Here is a 19,025-nt window from a genome sequence, read left to right on the forward strand (position 1 = left end):
TCCTTAACGGCTACGTGTGAGTGCCGCCACACTGGGCCGTCTGGGCCAACGATCGCTGACCATTAGCCGGTCACGAATCCGCAGGGGCACCAGTAAGGGATTCCGGACACTCTCCCCACGGCCGTTCCGCGCCGCTGGGCCTCAGCGTAACGGGTCAGTCGAAGATCCGGTCCAGCCAGTCCTGCCAGGAGTTCTGCAGGGCCGTCGGGTCGGCGGCGCCGAAATGGTGCACGGTGACGCCGACCGGCGCCCCGAAGGCGTTGCGTCCGAAGAATCGGTAGAGCGCGTCACCCGTGCGCACGCCGATGAAGTTGTCGTTCCAGAAATCGACGACGGCCGTATCCGAGGCGATCCCAGGCAGTGCCGCCGGCACGCTGTCCCCGGCCGCGGCGCCGGCGATGAGCCCGAGGGCGGCCTTCACGCGGTCGAAGGCGCCGGGAGCGGCGGAGGCGGCCGGCCCGTCCACCGACGCGAAGACGACCGGACGCCCCGCGAAATGCTCGAGGTACTCGGCCAGGGTGTGCAGGTAGAAGGCGGTGTGCGCGCTTGCACCGTCGTACTGGGTGTCCCAGTCCTCCGTGAATACCCCGCTGTGCACCCAGCGCAGGAACGCGCGCCCCTCCGGGCGATCCTCGATGACCTGTTCGAGCTGGTTGAACCAGCCGTCCGCGCCCTCCATCCGGTTGACGTGGTGCGTCGGGCGTTCGGAGACGATGTCCTCCCCGGGCATCCCGTCGGTGGGGAAGAGCCACGCCGCGGTCTCCGTTGTCACCGCGTCCCAGACCTGGTCCGGGGTTCCCGGGAACTCCCCCTCGAAGACGATCTCGAATTCCTTGCTCATGGTCGGTGCTCCTCGTGGGTCGTGGCTGACACCGGGCGGGCGCCCGGATGGTTGCCGGTCGTGGGCGCGTCGGCACCCTGCGTTTCCAGCTCGGCGCTGTGCCGGGCCGTTCCGTCGGCGGTGATCCGCGGGTGCAGGGCGAGCACGAGCCGGTAGGCGCGCCCATTCGGCGCCGCGGGCGTGTCGTAGCGCTCGACGAGGCCGGCGACGCTCCGCCCGAGTTCCGCCGCGAAGGCGGCCCGGTCCGACGCCGTGGCGAAGCGGAGCTCGCTGTCGATGGTGAACGTCGGCAATGGCTTGCGGGCGTGGTCAGAGCGGGTGATCAGGGTGCCGACGTCCTGCACCAGGCGCGCCGCCACCGCCAGCATCCAGCGCGCCGAGAAGTGGTCCACTCCCCTGCCAGGGTCGGGGGCGACTCCCCCGAGTGCGCTCGGCAGGATCACGAAGCTCGCGGCGGTCGCCTGCATGATCCGCTCGGTCATGTTGCCCCTGCGTCGTTCCTCGACGAGCTCGACGAGGCCGTGTCGCTCGAGTTCGCGCAGGTGGTAGTTGACCTTCTGGCGCGGCAGCCCGATTCGTGCCGCGAGCGTCGTCGCGGACCCCGGCTCCCCCAGTGCCGCGAGGATCCGGCTCCGGATCGGGTCGAGGGATGCTTCGGCCGCGCCGGCTCCGTCGATCACCGCGATATCCAACATGATGCCAGCCTGTCACCGACAATAAAATTTGTCAATGACGCGGGAGCCGCGGTCACCCGGCGAAGATCGACGGCTGATGAGCGGCCCACGGCATGGCCTGCTCGAGCTGCGCCGCCAGCCGGATGAGCACGTCCTCCCGGCCCGCCGCTGCCACGAGTTGCACGCCGATCGGCAGACCCTCACGGCTCATCCCGAGCGGCAGGCTGATCGCCGGGTGGCCTGACAGATTGAACGGCGCCGTGAACGGCCCGTACTCGAAGATCCGCCGCAACCAGCCCCGCACGGAGTAGCTGGCGTTGTCGTAGTCGAGGGTGCCATGGCGGGCGGGCAGCCGACCGATGGTGGGCGTGACCAGCACATCGTGGCCGGAGAAGAACTGGGCGATCGAGGCCGACAGCTGTCGCTGGGCGCGGACCGCACCGGCGAGGTCCGCATCCGTTCGAGCGAGGGTTTCCCTGAGGACGGCACGGGTCACCCCTTCGAGGAGGGCGCGGTCGGGTTGTCGGGGCGCCCCGAGCAAGGCCGTGCCGGCCGCATACACGGCCAGCATCTCCCCCTCCACGACAAGGTCAGAGTCGATGGTGGGGCTGGTCTCGACCACGCGGTGCCCGATCCAGTCCAGCATCGCGGCGACGGCCACCGTGGCAGCGGCCACCTGGGCGTCGATGGGGACTCCCGACCAGGCGGCCGTGGTCACCGCCACCCGCAACGGCTCCGCCGGGGCGCGGAGCTGGTCGGCGTAGCCTCTCGACCCCGGTGTGCCGTGTGCGACCACATCGAGCAGGTGGGCGGCGTCGCGAACGGTGCGGGTCAGCGCGAAGTCCACCGCGACGGATTCTCCCGGCCCCGCGTAGCCGCCCGGGGTGCGGCCGCGAGCGGGCTTGAGGCCGACCAGTCCGCAACACGACGCGGGCACCCGCACCGATCCTGCACCGTCACTGCCGTGGGCCACCGGCACTGCGCCGGCCGCGACGAGGGCTGCCGACCCGCCGCTCGAGCCGCCGACACCTCGGGTGAGATCCCACGGAGACCGGGTCACGCCGTACATCGCCGATTCTGTGGCGAAGCTGAAACTCATTTCCGGAGTGGTCGTCTGCCCGATCGCGGCGAGCCCGGCGGCCCGGAACCGGGCCATCAGCTCGTGGTCCAGACCGGTCACGGCCCCGCGGATGCCGCGGCTGCCGAGTGTGAACGGCACTCCCCGGGCGAACGGGCCGCTGTCCTTGACCAGGAACGGCACGCCGGCCAGCGGCCCATCGGGCTGATAGCCCTGCGCCGGTTCGAAGAGCGGCCGGGTCAGCGCGTTGAGGTCGTCGTTGACCGCGGCCACTGCTCGCCGGGCCGCATCTTCGGCCTCGTCGGCGCTGACCTGCCGCGACCGGATCAGCGCGGCCAGGCCCACGGCATCCTGACGGCAGTAGTCCCGCAAATCCAACATCGCGCCTACTTCCGGGCCGCGCTCACGGCCGGCTTCTGCCCGCCGCCTCAGCCTGGGCTTGCTCGGCCAGCCAGTCCTGCAAGAACCGCCCGGCCGCAGGGTGCGCGGTGACACCCTCGTGCAGTTGCGCGTGCCGGTGGATCTGGTCCCCAGCGGCGGCCGGATGGGCGGCGAGGTACCCGGTGACCGGGCAGTCGGCCAGGGTGTGCGGGTGAGGTGACCCCCATCGCAGGAACTGCCAGTGGTACGCCAGGGCACCCAGCCCGGTCCTCACCGCGTCGGGGACAAGCGGAGACCGGAATCCCGTCACCCAGTCCGGCACAGCCTCCGCGGGCATCGGGGCCGAGAAATAGTAGCCCTGGCCGGCGGACGCGCCGAGTACGGCCGCGGCCTCGGCCACACCCGCTGATTCCAGGCCCTCCACGACCACGCGCACGCCGAAGTCGCGACCCAGCTGGGTCAGGGTGGCGATCAGGCTCAGGGATTCGATCGGCTTGGCGTCGATCTCGAGCAGCAGATCCCGGTCGAGTTTGATGGAGTCGAACGGGAGGTCGGAGAGGCGTTTCAGACTGCCGTAGCCGGACCCGAGGTCGTCCAGGGCGAGCCGGACCCCGAGAGCCTTGAGCCGGTCCACGGCGTTCGCCTGCACGGCGGAGTCCATCGTCTGGGTCTCGAGTAGTTCCAGCTCGAGCCGCTCGGGCGCAATGCCGTGCAGGGCCAGCAGGGTCCCGACCCAGTCGGGGCAATCGAGATTGAGGAGGGTCGACGGTGCTAGATTGACGGAGACCCTGGTCACCAGACCCTGGCCCTCCCACCCGGCGAGGCTGCCGAGTGCCTCACCGAGCGCCAGGCGGAAGAGTTCGTCCTCGTCGACGTCACTGAGGCCGGGCAGGAAGACGTCCGGCGGGACAACCGTGCCGTCGTCCAGCACGAGGCGCGCCAACGCCTCCACGTGGCTGAGCGCCCCCGAGCGAAGATCGAGGATCGGCTGCATGTACATCCGCAGGCCACCACCGAACAACCGCTCGCGGTAGGCCCGGGCCAGGTCATCCGTCAGGGTGCCCTGCGCCCGGGTCTCGCGATCCACGGACTGCGCCGGCGCCGTGCCGGGAGCCTGCCGGGGCCGGGCACTCCGCCACCACTTCTCTCGATCTCCCTTGCCGGCCTTAGCCTCGTACAGGGCGGCATCAGCCTCTCGCAGGAGGGTCGCGCAGTCCGTCCCGTCACGAGGGCACAATGCGACGCCCATGCTGAATCCCACCGAGACCGGGGCGCCTTCGATGACGAACGGGGTCTCCACCGCGCGGTGGAGACCGGCCAGGACACGATTCAGCTGGTCCTCGTCGTCAATCTCGTCGACGACAACGACGAATTCGTCACCGTTCAGGCGAGCGAGAAAGTCGTCCTCGCCCAGCAGCGCTCCCAGGCGGCGTCCGAATTGGCGCAGAAGGTCGTCGCCGCCCAACGACCCGAACCGGTTGTTCACCAAGCGGAAGTCGTCGATGTCGATCACACCGAGCGCCGCCGAACGGTCGCCGCGAGGCGCGGCCTGGGCTGCGGCGAGGTGCTCTTCGAGCGCTCTCCGGTTGGGCAGCCCGGTCACCGGGTCGTGGGTGGCCTGAAATCGCAGTTGCTCCTGCAACGCCATGCGCGTGTTGATGTCCCGCTGCACACTGACGAAGTGCGTGACCGCTCCCCCCTCGTCGCGCAGCGCGGTGATGCTCAGCCCGTTCCAGAACGGTGAGCCGTCTTTCCGGTAGTTGAGGATGTCGCCCTCGAAAGAGTCCCCGCCCCGGAGGGCGCTCCGGATCGCCACCCGGGCGGTCGGGTCGGTGCCCGGTCCCTGCAGGAGGCGACAATTGGTGCCCAGGATTTCCTCGGCCCGGTAGCCGGTGATCGCGGTGAAGGCGTCGCTGACGTGGAGGATGTTCTCCTGCGCGTCGGTGATCAGGGAAACCCGGCTCGTCGCGGCGAATGCGCGGGCGAGGAGGGACGCCTCAACCGGTTGCCCGAGCCGCAGGAATGTGTTCATCAGGCCGACCTTCGTCTCAGCGGAAGAAGTGGCACGGCGAGTGGACGCTCGCGAGCCGACCACATGGCCTGTTCGAAAGTGCCGGTCCCCGCACTATTCGAGAATCAATCTAGCGCCACTCGCGCCGACTTGACCTCACCCCGTTTGCGGGAGGTCGTGGCGACGGTGGGTCACCATCCCGAACTCATTCACCGGCTCGAACGCGTCCCGGTCCCATGCCCCTGGATGCGCGACCGGGCAGTTGAGGATGCTGTCATGGGCGGCGTGGACGATGGTGTGTTCCCGCATGGCGTGCCCGCAGACCGGGCAGCGCTTGAGACTGACCGGGTCGTCGGCATCGAAGCCGCCCGGCGGGGGCGGACTCGCGATGGGCCGCAGGGTGTGGTCGACCCATTCGAAGCGATGCGCGGGCGCCGTGCCCCGCCGCGACCTGTTGTGCTGGACCATGGCGACAGCGTACGCCGGATTGGACAAGACCGCGCTTGTCTGATAGGTGCGGGGCTACTCTTCGCCGAAACCGGACTCGAGCAGGTTCGCCAGAGCCTCAACGGCCTGAGCGCCGTGGGCGTCTGAGGACGAGATCTCCGCCGTCTTCCCCCGGATCAGGCCGAGTGACATGATCGCCAGCAGGCTCGTCGCGTCCTTGCCGTTGACGGTGACCCGGGCGTCGAACGTGCTCGCCAGTTTCACGAAGTCGGCGGCCGGCCTGGCGTGCAGGCCGTCCTTGTTCGTCAGGGTGACCGTGCGGGTCACCACGGCCGGGCCGGCCGGGGTGCCTTCGGGCGGCGAACCGTCGGATGCCGGGGCTGCCGACCGGGCGGCCCGCACCACATCGTCGAGGCTGTCCCTGACCTCCGCGGCCACGGCCGCCGCCACTCCCCCCTCGACGATCGGCGCATCGACGATTCGCACCCGTGCCCGCAGGCCCTCGTCGAGAAAGTCGAGCGCGGTCTCGGCGGTGAGGATGGCCGAGCCGAGATCGCAGAGCACCGCAACGCCCGCCCCGGCATCCGCCCGCTCGATCCCCCCGAGCACCAGTGTGAAGCTGGTGCCGATTCCACCCTCATCGGTGCCGCCGGCCGCGACGAGGACGGTGTGTGGAGCCATCTGGCCCGCCAGTTCGACGAGACCCTCGGCGATCTTCACACTGTGGGACACGAAGACCAGTCCCACCCGGGGAGCATCCGCCATGCTCAGGCCTCCGCGGCGGTGTCGGCCGCGGCCCTCAACAGGAGGGCGGACGACTGGGCGCCGGGGTCGCGGTGCCCGATGGCCCGCTCACCCAGGTAGCTCGCACGACCCTTGTGGGCGACGAGGGGCTCGGTGGCCAGCGCACCGGCCTCTGCGGCATCCGCCGCCGCCCGCAGGATGGCCAGGTCGTCGGCCCCGGCGGCCTGGGCGGCGCCGGCGGCGTCGACCGCCGGCGTCCAGGCGTCCACCATCGTCTTGTCGCCGGATTCGGCCTTGCCGCGCAGCACGATGCCGTCCCTGGCGGCCGTCAGGAGCGTCACGAGCGCGGCTCCGTCCAGGTCGGTCTTGTCGGCGATCGCGATCGCCGCCTTCAGGAACGCTGTGCCGTACAACGGGCCGGCCGCACCGCCCACTGTCGAGATGAGCGTCGTGGCGACCATCTTGAGGACGTCACCCGGGCCGGCCTCGGCAGGAACGGCATCCAGCTTGGCCAGAACGGCCTGGAAACCCCGATCCATGTTCTCGCCATGGTCCCCATCGCCGATCTCGCGGTCCAGGTCGATCAACTCGATCCGGTGCTCGCTCATGACATCCGCGCTGTTTCTGATCCAGGCTTTGGCCCAGGTGGCACCCAAGTTCATCTGATCTCCCTCTACCGTCCCCACCGTAGCGCCGCGGTCTGTACCGGCGCATCCCACAGGGTGGTGAGTTCGTCGTCGAGTTTCAGGACGGTGATCGACATGCCCTGCATTTCGAGGGAGGTCGTGAAGTTCCCGACCAGGGTGCGAGTCACCTCGATGCCTCGCTCGGCGAGAACCTCGGCGGCCCGCCGGAACACGATGTACAGCTCGACCTGCGGCGTTCCACCCATGCCGTTGACGAACAGGAGGACCTTGTCGCCGGCCACGAAGGGGATGTCATCCAGGATCGGGCCGAGAAGGCGGTCGACGATGGCGTCGGCGGGTTCGAGCTTGATCCGCTCGCGTCCCGGCTCCCCGTGGATGCCGATGCCGATCTCGATCTCATCCTCCGCCAGGGTGAAACTCGGCTGCCCGGCGTGGGGCACGACGCAGGGGGTGAGGGCCACCCCCATCGAACGCACCTGACCGATGACGCGCTCTGCCACGAGTGCGACCGATTCGAGGTCGTCACCGCGGTCGGCAGCGGCACCGGCGATCTTCTCGACGAGGACGGTCCCGGCGACGCCCCGGCGACCGGCGGTGTAGAGAGAGTCCTTCACCGCCACGTCGTCATTGACGAGCACGGAGCGCACCTCGACGCCGTCCGCGGCCGCGAGATCGGCGGCGGTCTCAAAATTGAGTACGTCACCGGTGTAGTTCTTCACGATGTGGAGCACGCCTGCTCCCCCGTCCACCGCCTTCGTCGCGGCCAGGATCGGGTCAGGAGTCGGCGAGGTGAACACCGCGCCGGGAACCGCGGCGTCCAGCATGCCCGGCCCGACGAATCCACCATGCATCGGCTCATGGCCGCTGCCGCCGCCGCTGACGATCCCGACCTTCCCGGCGACCGGGGCGTCCTTGCGCACGATGAAGATGGGATCGGTGGAGACCCGAACGAGATCGGCGTGGGCGGCCCCGAACCCGGCGACGGCCTCATTGACGACATTCTTCGGATCATTGACGAGCTTTTTCATGACTCTTCCTTCGATCGAGTTGGCGGAACGACGCGGCATTCGGGTCGCGGCGTGTGTATTTGCAGGTTCGCCCCCAACTTACGCGCTGCCGCGGTCGCCGGTAAGGGCCAGATAATGGCACGGCCACCTGCCTATTCCACTCCCGAAACCACCGCGCTATGTTGTTGCCAACCGCTCACCGCGAGGGGATCGTCTGGTATCTCCAGCCTCACCAAGGAAGGTCACAGTGGACAATATTGGAGTCGTATTTTTGTCGGAGGTCGTGGGCACAGCGATGCTCGTCCTCCTCGGTACCGGAGTCGTCGCCAACGTAGCCCTGGCTAAGAACAAGGGACTCGGCGGCGGCTTCCTCATGGTGACCATCGGCTGGGGTTTTGCCGTCTACGCGGGTGTCATCGTCGCCTACAACTCCGGCGCCCACCTGAACCCTGCCGTCACACTCGGCTTGGTGGCCTCCGGCGCGACCGAGTTCGGTTCCGGCGTGACCGTCAGCTTCCTGTCGGTGCTGGTCTACATCGCCGGCCAGATGCTGGGCGCGTTCCTCGGCGCCGTGGCCTGTTGGCTGGCCTACAAGCAGCACTTCGATGCGGAACCCAACCCGGCCAACAAACTAGGTGTGTTCTCGACCGGCCCGGCCATCCGTTCCTACGGCTGGAACCTCGTCACGGAGATCATCGGCACCTTCGTGCTGGTGTTCGTGGTGATCGCGTTCGGCGGTGGGCGCCAGGGTGAGAGCGGCGGCCTTGCCGCCCTCGGCGCCCTGCCCGTCGCCATCCTCGTCATCGTGATCGGCACCTCGCTCGGTGGGCCGACGGGGTATGCGATCAACCCGGCCCGTGACCTCGGCCCGCGGATCGCGCACTTCCTGCTGCCGATCAAGGGCAAGGGCTCCTCCGACTGGGCCTACTCGTGGGTTCCGGTCGTCGGCCCGATCATCGGCGGGCTGCTCGCCGGCTGGGCGTCCTTCGCCCTCCTGCCGCTCCTCACCTAACTCACGGAACGGGCCGATTCAGTCTCTGGATCGGCCCCTCTTTTTTGCGTCACCCCATCAACGCGCCACACAATAAGGAGTTATCCATGGCTCAGTACGTAATCGCGATCGACCAGGGAACGACGAGTTCCCGCGCGATCATCTTCGACAAGGCCGGGTCGATCGTCTCGACCGGCCAGCTCGAGCACGCCCAGATCTTCCCCCAGGCCGGCTGGGTCGAGCACGACCCGATGGAGATCTGGAACAACACCCGTGAGGTCATCGGCCAGGCCCTCTCCAAGGCCAACCTCACCCGCCACGACATCGCCGCCGTCGGCATCACCAACCAGCGCGAGACCGCCGTGGTCTGGGACCGCACCACCGGACTGCCCGTCTACAACGCCATCGTCTGGCAGGACACCCGCACCCAGCCGATCGTCGACCGGCTCGCCGCCGACGGCGGCGTCGAACGGTTCAAGGCCCAGGTGGGCCTGCCGCTGGCGACCTACTTCTCCGGCACCAAGATCGTCTGGATCCTCGAGAACGTCGAGGGCGCCCGGGCCAAGGCCGACGCCGGCCAGCTGATGTTCGGCACGACCGACTCCTGGGTGCTCTGGAACCTGACCGGCGGGCTCGAAGGCGGCGTGCACGCCACCGACGTCACCAACGCCAGCCGCACCATGTTCATGGACCTGGAGACCCTGCAGTGGGACGACGACATCCTCGCCGCGTTCGACGTGCCCAAGTCGATGCTGCCCGAGATCCGCTCCTCCAGCGAGGTCTACGGCATCGTCAATGAGCACAGCCTGCTCCGGGAGGTGCCGATCGCGGGCATCCTCGGCGACCAGCAGGCGGCGACCTTCGGCCAGGCCGCGTTCGACCAGGGCGAGGCGAAGAACACCTACGGCACCGGTAACTTCCTCATCTTCAACACCGGCACCGAGATCGTCCACTCCAAGAACGGTCTGCTCACCACGCTGGGCTACAAGCTCGGCACCGACGCGCCCCATTACGCCCTGGAGGGTTCGATCGCCGTCACCGGTGCGCTCGTTCAATGGCTGCGCGACAACCTCGGCATGATCAGCAGCTCTGAGGAGATCGAGACCCTGGCCAAGACCGTGGACGACAACGGCGGCGCGTACTTCGTGCCCGCGTTCTCCGGCCTGTTCGCGCCGTACTGGCGTTCGGATGCCCGCGGCGCCCTGGTCGGCCTGACCCGGTTCGTGAACAAGGGCCACATCGCCCGTGCCGCGCTCGAGGCGACGGCGTTCCAAACCCGGGAGGTGCTGGACGCGGTCAACGCGGACTCCGGGGTGCCGCTGACCGAGATCAAGGTGGACGGTGGCATGATCGCCAACAACACCCTGATGCAGTTCCAGGCCGACATCCTCGGCGTGCCGGTCGTGCGCCCGGTCGTCGCGGAGACCACCGCGCTCGGCGCTGCCTACGCGGCCGGCCTCGCGGTCGGCTTCTGGGGCAGCCTCGACGAACTGCGCGCCAACTGGCAGGAAGACAGTCGGTGGACACCCCAGATGAGCGAAGAGGAGAAGAACCGGCAGCTGCGCAACTGGAAGAAGGCCGTCACGAAGACCTTCGGCTGGGTTGACGAGGACGTCGTCTAGCCCGGCTGGTCATCGCAGCCGGAGGGTGGCGTTCGGCCGGGTCAGACCCGGCTGGCCGCCACCCACTCGGCGAGTTTGGCCGTGGCCGCACCGGAGTCGACAGTCTCCGCGGCCACGGCCATTTTCATGCGGAATCGATCGAGGATATTCACCTGGGCCTGAGCCGGGTCGTTGGCGAGGTCGAAGGCGACCAGGCCGGCCGCGGCGTTGAGCAGGACGATGTCCCGCACCGCGTCGTCCTGGCCGGAGAGCATCTGGTGAACGACGGCCGCGTTGTGCTCGGCGTCGCCGCCGACCAGCTCGCTGATCTTCGACCGCTTGATTCCCAGTTCCCGGGGATCGATGTCGTGTTCGGTCACGAGCCCGCGCGAGACTTCCCACACGTGACTGTGCCCGGTCGTCGTGAGCTCGTCGAGGCCGTCATCCCCACGGAACACGAGGGCGGTGGCGCCCCGGGTCTGGAAGACGCCGACGATCAGCGGAACCCGGTCAAGGCTGGCCACACCGACGGCGGACGCCTCCGGGCGCGCCGGGTTGCAGAGCGGGCCGAGGTAGTTGAACACCGTGGGGATGCCGAGTTCCTTGCGGGCGGTCGCCGCATGGCGGAATCCGGGGTGGAACGCAGCGGCGTAGGCGAAGGTGATTCCCGCGGAATCAAGGATGGCTGCGACCCTGTCGGGCGCGAGGGTCAGGTCGATCCCGAGTGCCGCGAGCACGTCGGAGGAGCCTGACGCGGAGCTTGCCGCCCGGTTGCCGTGCTTGATCACCGGCACCCCGGCCCCGGCACAGACGATGGAGGCCATTGTGGAGATGTTGACGGTGCCGAAACGGTCCCCGCCCGTGCCGACGATGTCGAGGGCCATCGGGTTCACGGCCAACGGCACAGCGTGCTCGAGGATCGCGTCGCGGAAACCGACGACTTCGTCGACCGTTTCACCCTTGGCCCGCAGGGCCACGAGGAATCCCGCGAGCTGCGCTGGAGTGGCTTCCCCCTGCATCACCTGTTCCATGCTCCACGCCGCATCGGAGACACTCAGGTCCTCACCCGCGAGGAGGGCGCTGATCACGTTGGGCCAGGACTGGAATTCAAGCATGGAACGATCTTAAGCGAGATCCGCCGACCACCCGAATTGGTCCTCCGGGGGCGTCTTTGTTCCAATCGGGTGGTCATTCCGGTTTTTGAGCGACAGGCAAGCCCAGTTGAGCGAAACCCCGTCGGATATCGGCCATAATGGAACGGTGACGAGCCCTTCAATTACTTATTCAGCCACAGCGCCCGTGGTTAATCGGCCCAACAGCGTGGCTGTGGGCACAATCGTCTGGCTCGGCAGCGAGGTGATGTTCTTCGCCGGTCTCTTCGCGATCTACTTCACCCTCCGGTCGACTTCGCCGGAGTTGTGGCAGTTCGAGACGGAGAAGCACAATTTCTCCTACGCGCTGGTCAACACGCTCATCCTGGTGACGTCCTCCGTGACCTGCCAGTTCGGCGTGTTCGCGGCCGAACGGCTGCAGGCCAGGTCCACCGGCTGGAAGCCGAGCCAGTGGGGCATGGTCGAGTGGTTCTTCCTCACCTACGCCCTCGGTGCGATCTTCGTCTCCGGCCAGATCTTCGAATACGCCACGCTCGTGTCCGAGGGTGTCGCCCTCTCCAGCAACGCGTACGGATCCGCGTTCTACCTCACCACCGGGTTCCACGGCATCCACGTCACCGCCGGCCTCCTGGCCTTCCTGCTCGTGATCGGCCGCGGCTTCGCGGTCAAGAACTTCGGCCACAAAGAGGCAACCAGCGCCATCGTCGTGTCCTACTACTGGCACTTCGTCGACGTCGTCTGGATCGGCCTGTTCCTCGTCATTTACGTTCTCAAATAGACAGTCGAAAGTGGAAAACGCACAAATGACCACGATCAAGAAGCCCAAGAGTCCCGGCGGGCGCAAGGCCGGCCGCCGCCACCCTCTGTCCAGCGTCGCCCTCATCGCGATCGGTCTCCTCTTCACGGGCGGGGCGTACGCCGCGTTCAGCACGAGCACCGCCAGCGCCGAAACCAGCGCCACGTCCCAGCAGACGATCGGTGAGGGCAAGAAGCTCTTCGCCGCGAACTGCGCCACCTGCCACGGCCTGGCCGCGCAGGGCACCGGCAGCGGTCCGAGCCTGATCGGCGTGGGCGCCGCGGCGGTGGACTTCCAGGTCGGCACCGGCCGGATGCCGATGCAGATGGACGGGCCGCAGGCGCAGAAGAAGGCCGTCCAGTTCACGGACGAGCAGATCGCCACCCTGGCCGCCTATGTGTCCTCGCTCGCGCCCGGCCCCGGACTGCCTGAGGCCAAACTCCTCGACGAGAAGGGCGACGCTGCCAAGGGCGCCGAGCTCTTCCGAATCAACTGCGCGATGTGCCACAACGTGGCCGGCGCCGGTGGAGCGCTGACGGAGGGCAAGTTCGCACCGTCGCTCGAGGGAGTCACGTCCAAGCACATCTACGAGGCCATGGTCACCGGCCCGCAGAGCATGCCGGTCTTCAACGAGATGAACATCTCCCCCGAGAGCAAGCGCGACATCATCACCTACCTCAAGTACCTCGAGAACAACCCTTCTCCCGGTGGCTACGCGCTCGGCTCACTCGGACCGGTCTCTGAAGGCCTGTTCCTCTGGATCTTCGGGCTCGGGACGATCGTCGCCCTGACCGTGTGGATCACGGCGAAATCGAACTGACCGGTCATCCGGTCTCGAACAACTTGTATATGAAACTGCCGATGAAGGAGAACAATGGCCAAGGACGATAACAGCGGAAAGGACCTGGCCGCTGCTGACTCGTCGGGCGTCGGGCATGAGGGAGCTCCCGCAGGCACCGCCGTCGTCGTACGGGACGCCGTGGCCAACCCGGGCTTCCCGCCGCACCGCCCTCGTGTGACCGATCTCGACCCGAGCGCCGAGCGCCGGGCCGAGCGCACCGTGTACACGCTGTTCTACCTGTCGATCGTCGGCAGCGTCTTCGCCATCGCGGCGTACATGGCGTTCCCGATCGTCCCCGAGGACCCGGGTTCGGTTCGCACCAACAATCTTTTCATCGGCCTGGGCCTCACCCTCGCTCTGATGGCGATCGGCATCGGTGCCGTGCACTGGGGCAAGGCCCTGATGTTCGACCATGAGGGCATCGACGAACGCCACCCCGTTCGCGGCTCGGAGGAGACCCGCTCACGCGCCGTCGAGATCTTCCAGGAGGCCGGCGAAGAATCCGGCATCGGTCGACGCACCCTCATCCGCAACAGCCTGATCGGTGCGCTCATCGCGTTCCCGCTTCCTGCGGTCGTGCTGTTCCGCGGCCTCGGCCCGCAGGACGACAACCCGGCAGCACTTCTCAGCCACACGATGTGGAAGAAGGGCACGCGTCTCGCCCTCGACCCGACCGGCACTCCGATCAAGGCATCCGACATCACCCTGGGCTCCGCCTTCCACGTGATCCCTGAGGGGCTCCAGGACCTGGAGCACGGCAAGCTCGAAGAAAAGGGCAAGGCCGCCGTCCTGTTGATGCGGCTCAAGCCTGAAGACCTCAACGAACTGCCCGAACGCAAGGGCTGGTCGTATGACGGGATCGTCGCCTACTCGAAGATCTGCACCCACGTCGGCTGCCCGGTGGCGCTGTACGAGCAGCAGACCCACCACCTCCTCTGCCCCTGTCACCAGTCGCAGTTCGACGTGTCGAACCACTGCGAGGTCATCTTCGGACCGGCCAAGCGCCCCCTGCCCCAACTGCCCATCGCGGTAGACTCAGAGGGTTACCTCATTGCGCAGAGCGATTTCACTGAACCCGTCGGACCGAGCTTCTGGGAGCGGCATTGAGCACTACAACTACGACCACTGAGCTGGTCGAAACCAAGAAGTCCGACGGCCTGACGGCCGTCGCCGCCAACTACATCGACGAGCGCACCAGCATCTCGACGGCGGTCAAGGAACTGGGCCGGAAGATCTTCCCCGACCACTGGTCCTTCCTCCTCGGCGAGGTGGCGCTCTACAGCTTCGTCATCATCCTGCTGTCCGGATCGTTCCTGACATTCTTCTTCAGCGCGTCCATGGCGCCCGTGCAGTACGACGGTTCCTACGTCCCGTTGAAGGGCGTGGAGATGTCCGCGGCGATGTCGTCGTCACTCGACATCTCCTTCGACATCCGTGGCGGGCTGCTGATGCGCCAGGTCCATCACTGGGCCGCGCTGCTCTTCGTCGCGGCCATCGGCCTGCACATGCTCCGGATCTACTTCACCGGCGCGTTCCGCAAGCCCCGCGAACTGAACTGGGTGATCGGCTTCATCCTCTTCATCCTCGCCATGGCCGAAGGATTCACCGGCTACTCCCTTCCCGACGACCTGCTCTCGGGCAACGGCCTCCGCATCATCGACGGGATGGTCAAGGGCATCCCGCTCGTCGGCACCTGGATCTCCTACCTGCTCTTCGGCGGGGAATTCCCGGGCGAAGCCATCGTCGGACGCCTGTACTCGCTGCACATTCTGCTCCTGCCGGCGATCATCGTCGCGCTGATCGCGATGCACCTCTTGTTCGTCGTCGTCCACAAGCACACCCAGTACCCCGGTGCAGGGCGCACGAACCAGAACGTTGTCGGCTACCCGGTCCTCCCTGTCTACGCGGCCAAGGCCGGCGGCTTCTTCTTCATCGTCTTCGGCGTCGTGATGCTGATGGCCTCCTTGTTCACGATCAACCCGATCTGGAACTACGGCCCCTACGACCCCTCCCCCGTGTCTGCGGGAACCCAGCCGGACTGGTACATCGGATTCGCCGACGGGGCGCTGCGCCTGATCCCGCCGGGACTGGAGTTCGTCTGGCTCGACCACACGTTCTCGTTCAACATCCTCATCCCCCTCGTCTCTCTCGGGTTGTTCATCCTCGTGGTGCTCATCTACCCGTTCATCGAGGCCTGGGTGACCGGGGACAAGCGCGAGCACCACATCCTCGATCGCCCGCGGAACGCCCCGACCCGCACGGCCATCGGTGCGGCCGGCGTCACGTTCTACGCCGCCCTGTGGGCCACGGCCTCCTCGGACATCATCGCGACGCACTTCTCGGTCACGATGGAGGGTGTCATCCACACGATGCAGTTCCTCACGATCGTCGGACCGTTCATCGCGTTCTTCGTCGCCAAGCGGGTCTGCCTGGCGTTGCAGAAGAAGGACCGTGAGATCGTGCTGCACGGCTACGAGTCCGGTCGGATCGTGCGCCTTCCCGGCGGCGAGTACATCGAGGTGCACCAGCCGATCGACGAGTACGAGCGCTGGAAGCTGGTCAGCTACTCGGACTACAAACCGCTGATGATCCGCCCGAACGCCCAGGGCAAGATCACCACCGGGCAGAAGCTCCGCGCCGGCATGTCCCGCTGGTTCTTCGAGGACCGGATCGAACCGGTCGGCAGCGCGGAACTCGAACAGTCCCACGGAGACCACCACTAGGCACCCGCCTTACCAACAGATCGGGCATCGATGTCCCTCCAGACCCTGTCGGAGTGGCTTCGGTGCCCGATCTGTTTTGGTCCCCTCGCGCCCGGCGGCGCGCTCGTCCTCCGCTGCGCCACCGGCCACGCCTACGACGCGAACAAGCGCGGCTACGTCTCGCTGGCCGGCGGCTCCCGGCGCCTGATCGGCGACAGCGCGGCAATGCTCGATGCTCGTGACGCGTTCCTCTCCGCGGGCTGGTACGAGCCCCTGCGTGACAGCATCGCCGCACTGGTAGCTCAGGAGGACCCGCTCGCTGTCCTCGACGTCGGCTGCGGCACCGGCTACTACCTGCGCGGCGTGCTCGCCACCCTGGACAGCGCCCGGACCCTCGGCATGGACCTCTCCCCCGTCGCCGTCGCTCGCACTGTCGCCGGCGATATCCGGATCGACGGGCTGGTGGCGGATGTCTGGGCACCGTTGCCGGTGCGGGATGGCGTTGTCGACGTCATCCTCAACGTCTTCGCGCCGCGCAATCCGGCCGAGTTCCACCGGGTGCTCCGCCCGGGCGGCCTCCTGGTCGTCGTGGTGCCGCAGGAGACCCATTTGCAGGAGCTCCGCGCGGCCGGACTTGCCCTCGGGGTGCAGGCGAACAAGTCGGACGAACTGGTTGCGTCCCTCGACGCGAACTTCGTGCTCGAGTCCCGGCGGATATCGTCCGAGTTGCTCACGCTCGATGCCAGCCAGGTGACCAGGCTGGTCGGGATGGGGCCGTCGGCCCACCATACGGATGCCGCCACCCTGGCCCAGGAGCCGCACGCCGATCGCCCCGTGACCGTCGCCGTCGAACTGCTCGGGTTCCGCCGCCGAGGCTGACACGCGGTTGCGCCTGCGCCTACGTCCGGGCACGCAAACGGCGCCCGGACTTCTGTCGCGGACGCCATAGCGGATGGCCGTGAACGGCCGTGTAGTGCGTTCTAGCGGGCGAACATGCCCCGGTAGTACTCGTAGACCCAGCCGACGAGGCAGATGACTCCCAGCCCGAGGGCGATGATGGAGATCCACACGCCAACGGCCAGGCCGAGGAACAACAGTGCGGCGCTGCCGGCGAGCAGGATCGGCCACCAGCTCCACGGGCTGAAGAACCCGACCTCGGGGTCGCCGTCGTCGATGTTGGAGTCCAGGCGGTCTTCAGGCAGTTCCCCGCCCTGGGCGCCGTGCACCCGATTGAGGTAGAACGCTACGAAGCTGACGAACACGGCGCAGAGTCCGAGGGCGAAGGTGCCGGCCCACTCGACGCTGTGCTGCTTGGGGTCCAGCAGACCCCACACGACGTACGCGGTGGTGACGACGGTGAAGAAGCCTGCGAGGATCCAGAGCAGGTTGACGTTGGCTCTCATTTATTTCACCTTGTTCGAAGCAGCGTCGTACGTGGGGGCATCCGGAGCGTCCTTGCCGGGGCCGATGCCGACGGCCATGGCCACCTCGGGGTGGTTCAGGTCGAAAGCGGGACGCTCGGAGCGGATCCGCGGGATCGAGGTGAAGTTGTGCCGCGGCGGCGGGCAGGACGTCGCCCACTCGAGGGAGGCGCCGAAACCCCACGGATCGTTCACGGTGACCAGCGGAGCCTTGCGTGCCGTGATGTACACGTTCAGGAAGAACGGGATCATCGACACGGCGAGGATCATCGCGCCGATCGTCGACAGCTGGTTCATCCAGGTGAAGCCATCCTCCGGCGAGTACGACGCGTACCGACGGGGCATCCCGACGACTCCGAGCCAGTGCTGCACGAGGAACGTGGTGTGGAAGCCGATGAACAGGAGCCAGAAGTGCCACTTGCCCAGGCTCTCGTTGAGCATCTTGCCGGTCCACTTGGGCCACCAGAAGTAGAACCCGCTGAACATGGCGAACACGACGGTGCCGAAGATCACGTAGTGGAAGTGCGCCACGACGAAGTAGGTGTCGGAGACATGGAAGTCCAGCGGCGGCGACGCCAGGATTACACCGGTCAGGCCACCGAAGGTGAACGTGACCAGGAACCCGAGGGCCCACAGCATCGGAGTCTCGAAGGTCAGCGAACCGCGCCACATGGTTCCGATCCAGTTGAAGATCTTCACGCCGGTCGGCACCGCGATGAGCATGGTCATCAGGGAGAAGAACGGCAGCAGAACGGAACCGGTGACGTACATGTGGTGCGCCCACACCGCGACGGACAGCGCCGCAATGGAGATGGTCGCGTAGATCAGGGTCTTGTAGCCGAAGATCGGCTTACGGCTGAAGACCGGGAACACCTCGGACACAATTCCGAAGAACGGCAGCGCGATGATGTACACCTCGGGGTGGCCGAAGAACCAGAACAGGTGCTGCCAGAGAATGGCGCCGCCGTTGGCCGGATCGTAGATGTGCGAGAGGAAGATCCGGTCGGAGGCGGCGGCGAGAAGCGCGGCAGCGAGAACCGGGAACGCCATCAGCACGAGGATGGAGGTGACCATGGTGTTCCAGGTGAAGATCGGCATCCGGAACATGGTCATGCCGGGCGCGCGCATGGTGATGATGGTGGTGATGAAGTTCACCGCGCCGAGGATGGTACCGAAGCCGGAGAGCCCCAGGCCCACCATCCACAGGTTGCCGCCGACGCCGGGCGAGAAGGTCGTGCTCGCCAGAGGTTGATAGGCGAACCAGCCGAAGGATGCCGCTCCCTGCGGGGTCAGGAACCCGCCGACCGCGATCAGGCTGCCGAAGAAGAACGCCCAGAAGGAGAAGGCGTTCAGCCGCGGGAACGCCACGTCGGGCGCGCCGATCTGGAGGGGCATCAGCGAGTTCGCGAATCCGAAGAACAAGGGCGTCGCGAACATCAGCAGCATGATCGTGCCGTGCATGGTGAAGAGCTGGTTGTACTGCTCTTTCGTCTGCACGACCTGCAGGCCGGGCTCGAACAGCTGGGCCCTGATCACGAGCGCCATCACGCCGGCGAGGCAGAAGTAGACGAAGGAGGTGATCAGGTACATGTACCCGATGACCTTGTGGTCGGTGGAGGTGATCCACCTCACCAGGACGTTGCCCTTGCGGTCGACGCCGGACACGCGCCGGGGTGCGGCGGGTGCGGCGGGGGCGGTGGGGGCGGTGGGAGCAGTGGTGGTACTCATGGC

At 67.2% G+C, this 19,025-nt stretch carries 18 protein-coding genes; 7 read left to right on the forward strand and 11 right to left on the reverse strand.

Going from position 1 to position 19,025, the window contains the following annotated elements; all coding sequences use genetic code 11:
- Positions 1–154: 154 nt before the first annotated feature.
- From IWX89_RS13530 to dhaK, 8 genes are all read right to left on the reverse strand, one after another.
- Entirely contained in the window at positions 155–841 is a 687-nt protein-coding gene (locus tag IWX89_RS13530; protein WP_196904081.1) for an SRPBCC domain-containing protein, read from the reverse strand.
- Positions 838–1,536 (reverse strand): helix-turn-helix domain-containing protein, encoded by a 699-nt coding sequence (locus tag IWX89_RS13535; RefSeq protein WP_196904082.1) that lies wholly within the window; start codon positions 1,534–1,536, stop codon positions 838–840. The genes IWX89_RS13530 and IWX89_RS13535 overlap by 4 nt, the downstream gene beginning before the upstream one ends.
- Positions 1,537–1,588: 52 nt before the next feature.
- Positions 1,589–2,974 (reverse strand): amidase, encoded by a 1,386-nt coding sequence (locus IWX89_RS13540; RefSeq protein ID WP_196904083.1) that lies wholly within the window; start codon positions 2,972–2,974, stop codon positions 1,589–1,591.
- Between the two features lie 22 nt (positions 2,975–2,996).
- On the reverse strand, positions 2,997–5,006 hold the full coding sequence (locus IWX89_RS13545; protein WP_196904084.1) for a bifunctional diguanylate cyclase/phosphodiesterase: 2,010 nt from the start codon (positions 5,004–5,006) through the stop codon (positions 2,997–2,999).
- Between the two features lie 135 nt (positions 5,007–5,141).
- Positions 5,142–5,453, reverse strand: coding sequence for a hypothetical protein (locus tag IWX89_RS13550; protein ID WP_196904085.1), 312 nt, complete (start codon positions 5,451–5,453; stop codon positions 5,142–5,144).
- Between the two features lie 54 nt (positions 5,454–5,507).
- The gene (gene dhaM / locus IWX89_RS13555) at positions 5,508–6,197 is read right to left on the reverse strand and encodes a dihydroxyacetone kinase phosphoryl donor subunit DhaM (protein ID WP_196904086.1); all 690 of its coding nucleotides are present in this window, start codon (positions 6,195–6,197) and stop codon (positions 5,508–5,510) included.
- 2 nt (positions 6,198–6,199) lie between these two features.
- On the reverse strand, positions 6,200–6,838 hold the full coding sequence (dhaL, locus tag IWX89_RS13560) for a dihydroxyacetone kinase subunit DhaL (RefSeq protein WP_196904087.1): 639 nt from the start codon (positions 6,836–6,838) through the stop codon (positions 6,200–6,202).
- Positions 6,839–6,849: 11 nt separating this feature from the next.
- A complete protein-coding gene (gene dhaK / locus IWX89_RS13565) occupies positions 6,850–7,851 on the reverse strand; it encodes a dihydroxyacetone kinase subunit DhaK (RefSeq protein ID WP_196904088.1) in 1,002 nt (333 codons plus the stop codon).
- Between the two features lie 226 nt (positions 7,852–8,077).
- Between dhaK and IWX89_RS13570 the strand changes: the two genes are divergently transcribed.
- Together IWX89_RS13570 and glpK are read left to right on the forward strand one after the other, a co-directional pair.
- Positions 8,078–8,842, forward strand: a complete 765-nt coding sequence (locus IWX89_RS13570) for an MIP/aquaporin family protein (RefSeq protein WP_196904089.1) — start codon at positions 8,078–8,080, stop codon at positions 8,840–8,842.
- Positions 8,843–8,928: 86 nt separating this feature from the next.
- Positions 8,929–10,443, forward strand: a complete 1,515-nt coding sequence (gene glpK, locus IWX89_RS13575) for a glycerol kinase GlpK (RefSeq protein ID WP_196904090.1) — start codon at positions 8,929–8,931, stop codon at positions 10,441–10,443.
- Between the two features lie 41 nt (positions 10,444–10,484).
- Here the strand turns inward: glpK and trpD are convergent, their stop codons facing one another.
- Positions 10,485–11,537, reverse strand: coding sequence for an anthranilate phosphoribosyltransferase (trpD, locus tag IWX89_RS13580; protein WP_196904091.1), 1,053 nt, complete (start codon positions 11,535–11,537; stop codon positions 10,485–10,487).
- A gap of 145 nt (positions 11,538–11,682) precedes the next feature.
- On the opposite strand from trpD, the gene IWX89_RS13585 reads away from it, so the two are divergent.
- The 5 genes from IWX89_RS13585 to IWX89_RS13605 are packed head-to-tail and all read left to right on the forward strand — an operon-like array spanning position 11,683 to position 16,752.
- On the forward strand, positions 11,683–12,312 hold the full coding sequence (locus tag IWX89_RS13585) for a heme-copper oxidase subunit III (protein ID WP_374220521.1): 630 nt from the start codon (positions 11,683–11,685) through the stop codon (positions 12,310–12,312).
- 25 nt (positions 12,313–12,337) lie between these two features.
- Entirely contained in the window at positions 12,338–13,150 is an 813-nt protein-coding gene (locus IWX89_RS13590; protein ID WP_196904168.1) for a c-type cytochrome, read from the forward strand.
- 54 nt (positions 13,151–13,204) lie between these two features.
- Positions 13,205–14,278 carry a ubiquinol-cytochrome c reductase iron-sulfur subunit gene (locus tag IWX89_RS13595; protein ID WP_196904093.1) on the forward strand — a complete coding sequence of 358 codons (1,074 nt, stop codon included), beginning with the start codon at positions 13,205–13,207 and terminating at the stop codon, positions 14,276–14,278.
- A complete protein-coding gene (locus tag IWX89_RS13600) occupies positions 14,275–15,894 on the forward strand; it encodes a ubiquinol-cytochrome c reductase cytochrome b subunit (protein ID WP_196904094.1) in 1,620 nt (539 codons plus the stop codon). The genes IWX89_RS13595 and IWX89_RS13600 overlap by 4 nt, the downstream gene beginning before the upstream one ends.
- Before the next feature lie 30 nt (positions 15,895–15,924).
- A complete protein-coding gene (locus IWX89_RS13605; protein WP_196904095.1) occupies positions 15,925–16,752 on the forward strand; it encodes a methyltransferase domain-containing protein in 828 nt (275 codons plus the stop codon).
- 101 nt (positions 16,753–16,853) lie between these two features.
- Here the strand turns inward: IWX89_RS13605 and IWX89_RS13610 are convergent, their stop codons facing one another.
- Positions 16,854–17,276 (reverse strand): cytochrome c oxidase subunit 4, encoded by a 423-nt coding sequence (locus tag IWX89_RS13610; protein WP_196904096.1) that lies wholly within the window; start codon positions 17,274–17,276, stop codon positions 16,854–16,856.
- Entirely contained in the window at positions 17,277–19,022 is a 1,746-nt protein-coding gene (gene ctaD, locus IWX89_RS13615; RefSeq protein WP_196904097.1) for a cytochrome c oxidase subunit I, read from the reverse strand. It abuts the gene before it with no gap.
- Positions 19,023–19,025: the final 3 nt, after the last annotated feature.

Origin of the sequence: Cryobacterium sp. MP_M3 (assembly GCF_015752155.1) — a bacterium.
In the GTDB taxonomy this organism is placed as follows: domain Bacteria; phylum Actinomycetota; class Actinomycetes; order Actinomycetales; family Microbacteriaceae; genus Cryobacterium.

Bases quoted from the DNA above. Each gene is read 5' to 3' on its own strand.
- IWX89_RS13540 (WP_196904083.1), bottom strand. From the start codon at position 2,974: ATGTTGGATTTGCGGGACTACTGCCGTCAGGATGCCGTGGGCCTGGCC.
- IWX89_RS13545 (WP_196904084.1), bottom strand. From the start codon at position 5,006: ATGAACACATTCCTGCGGCTCGGGCAACCGGTTGAGGCGTCCCTCCTC.
- ctaD (WP_196904097.1), bottom strand. From the start codon at position 19,022: ATGAGTACCACCACTGCTCCCACCGCCCCCACCGCCCCCGCCGCACCC.
- IWX89_RS13590 (WP_196904168.1), top strand. From the start codon at position 12,338: ATGACCACGATCAAGAAGCCCAAGAGTCCCGGCGGGCGCAAGGCCGGC.
- dhaM (WP_196904086.1), bottom strand. From the start codon at position 6,197: ATGGCGGATGCTCCCCGGGTGGGACTGGTCTTCGTGTCCCACAGTGTG.
- IWX89_RS13610 (WP_196904096.1), bottom strand. From the start codon at position 17,276: ATGAGAGCCAACGTCAACCTGCTCTGGATCCTCGCAGGCTTCTTCACC.
- dhaK (WP_196904088.1), bottom strand. From the start codon at position 7,851: ATGAAAAAGCTCGTCAATGATCCGAAGAATGTCGTCAATGAGGCCGTC.
- IWX89_RS13535 (WP_196904082.1), bottom strand. From the start codon at position 1,536: ATGTTGGATATCGCGGTGATCGACGGAGCCGGCGCGGCCGAAGCATCC.
- glpK (WP_196904090.1), top strand. From the start codon at position 8,929: ATGGCTCAGTACGTAATCGCGATCGACCAGGGAACGACGAGTTCCCGC.
- dhaL (WP_196904087.1), bottom strand. From the start codon at position 6,838: ATGAACTTGGGTGCCACCTGGGCCAAAGCCTGGATCAGAAACAGCGCG.
- IWX89_RS13550 (WP_196904085.1), bottom strand. From the start codon at position 5,453: ATGGTCCAGCACAACAGGTCGCGGCGGGGCACGGCGCCCGCGCATCGC.
- IWX89_RS13605 (WP_196904095.1), top strand. From the start codon at position 15,925: ATGTCCCTCCAGACCCTGTCGGAGTGGCTTCGGTGCCCGATCTGTTTT.
- IWX89_RS13595 (WP_196904093.1), top strand. From the start codon at position 13,205: ATGGCCAAGGACGATAACAGCGGAAAGGACCTGGCCGCTGCTGACTCG.
- trpD (WP_196904091.1), bottom strand. From the start codon at position 11,537: ATGCTTGAATTCCAGTCCTGGCCCAACGTGATCAGCGCCCTCCTCGCG.
- IWX89_RS13530 (WP_196904081.1), bottom strand. From the start codon at position 841: ATGAGCAAGGAATTCGAGATCGTCTTCGAGGGGGAGTTCCCGGGAACC.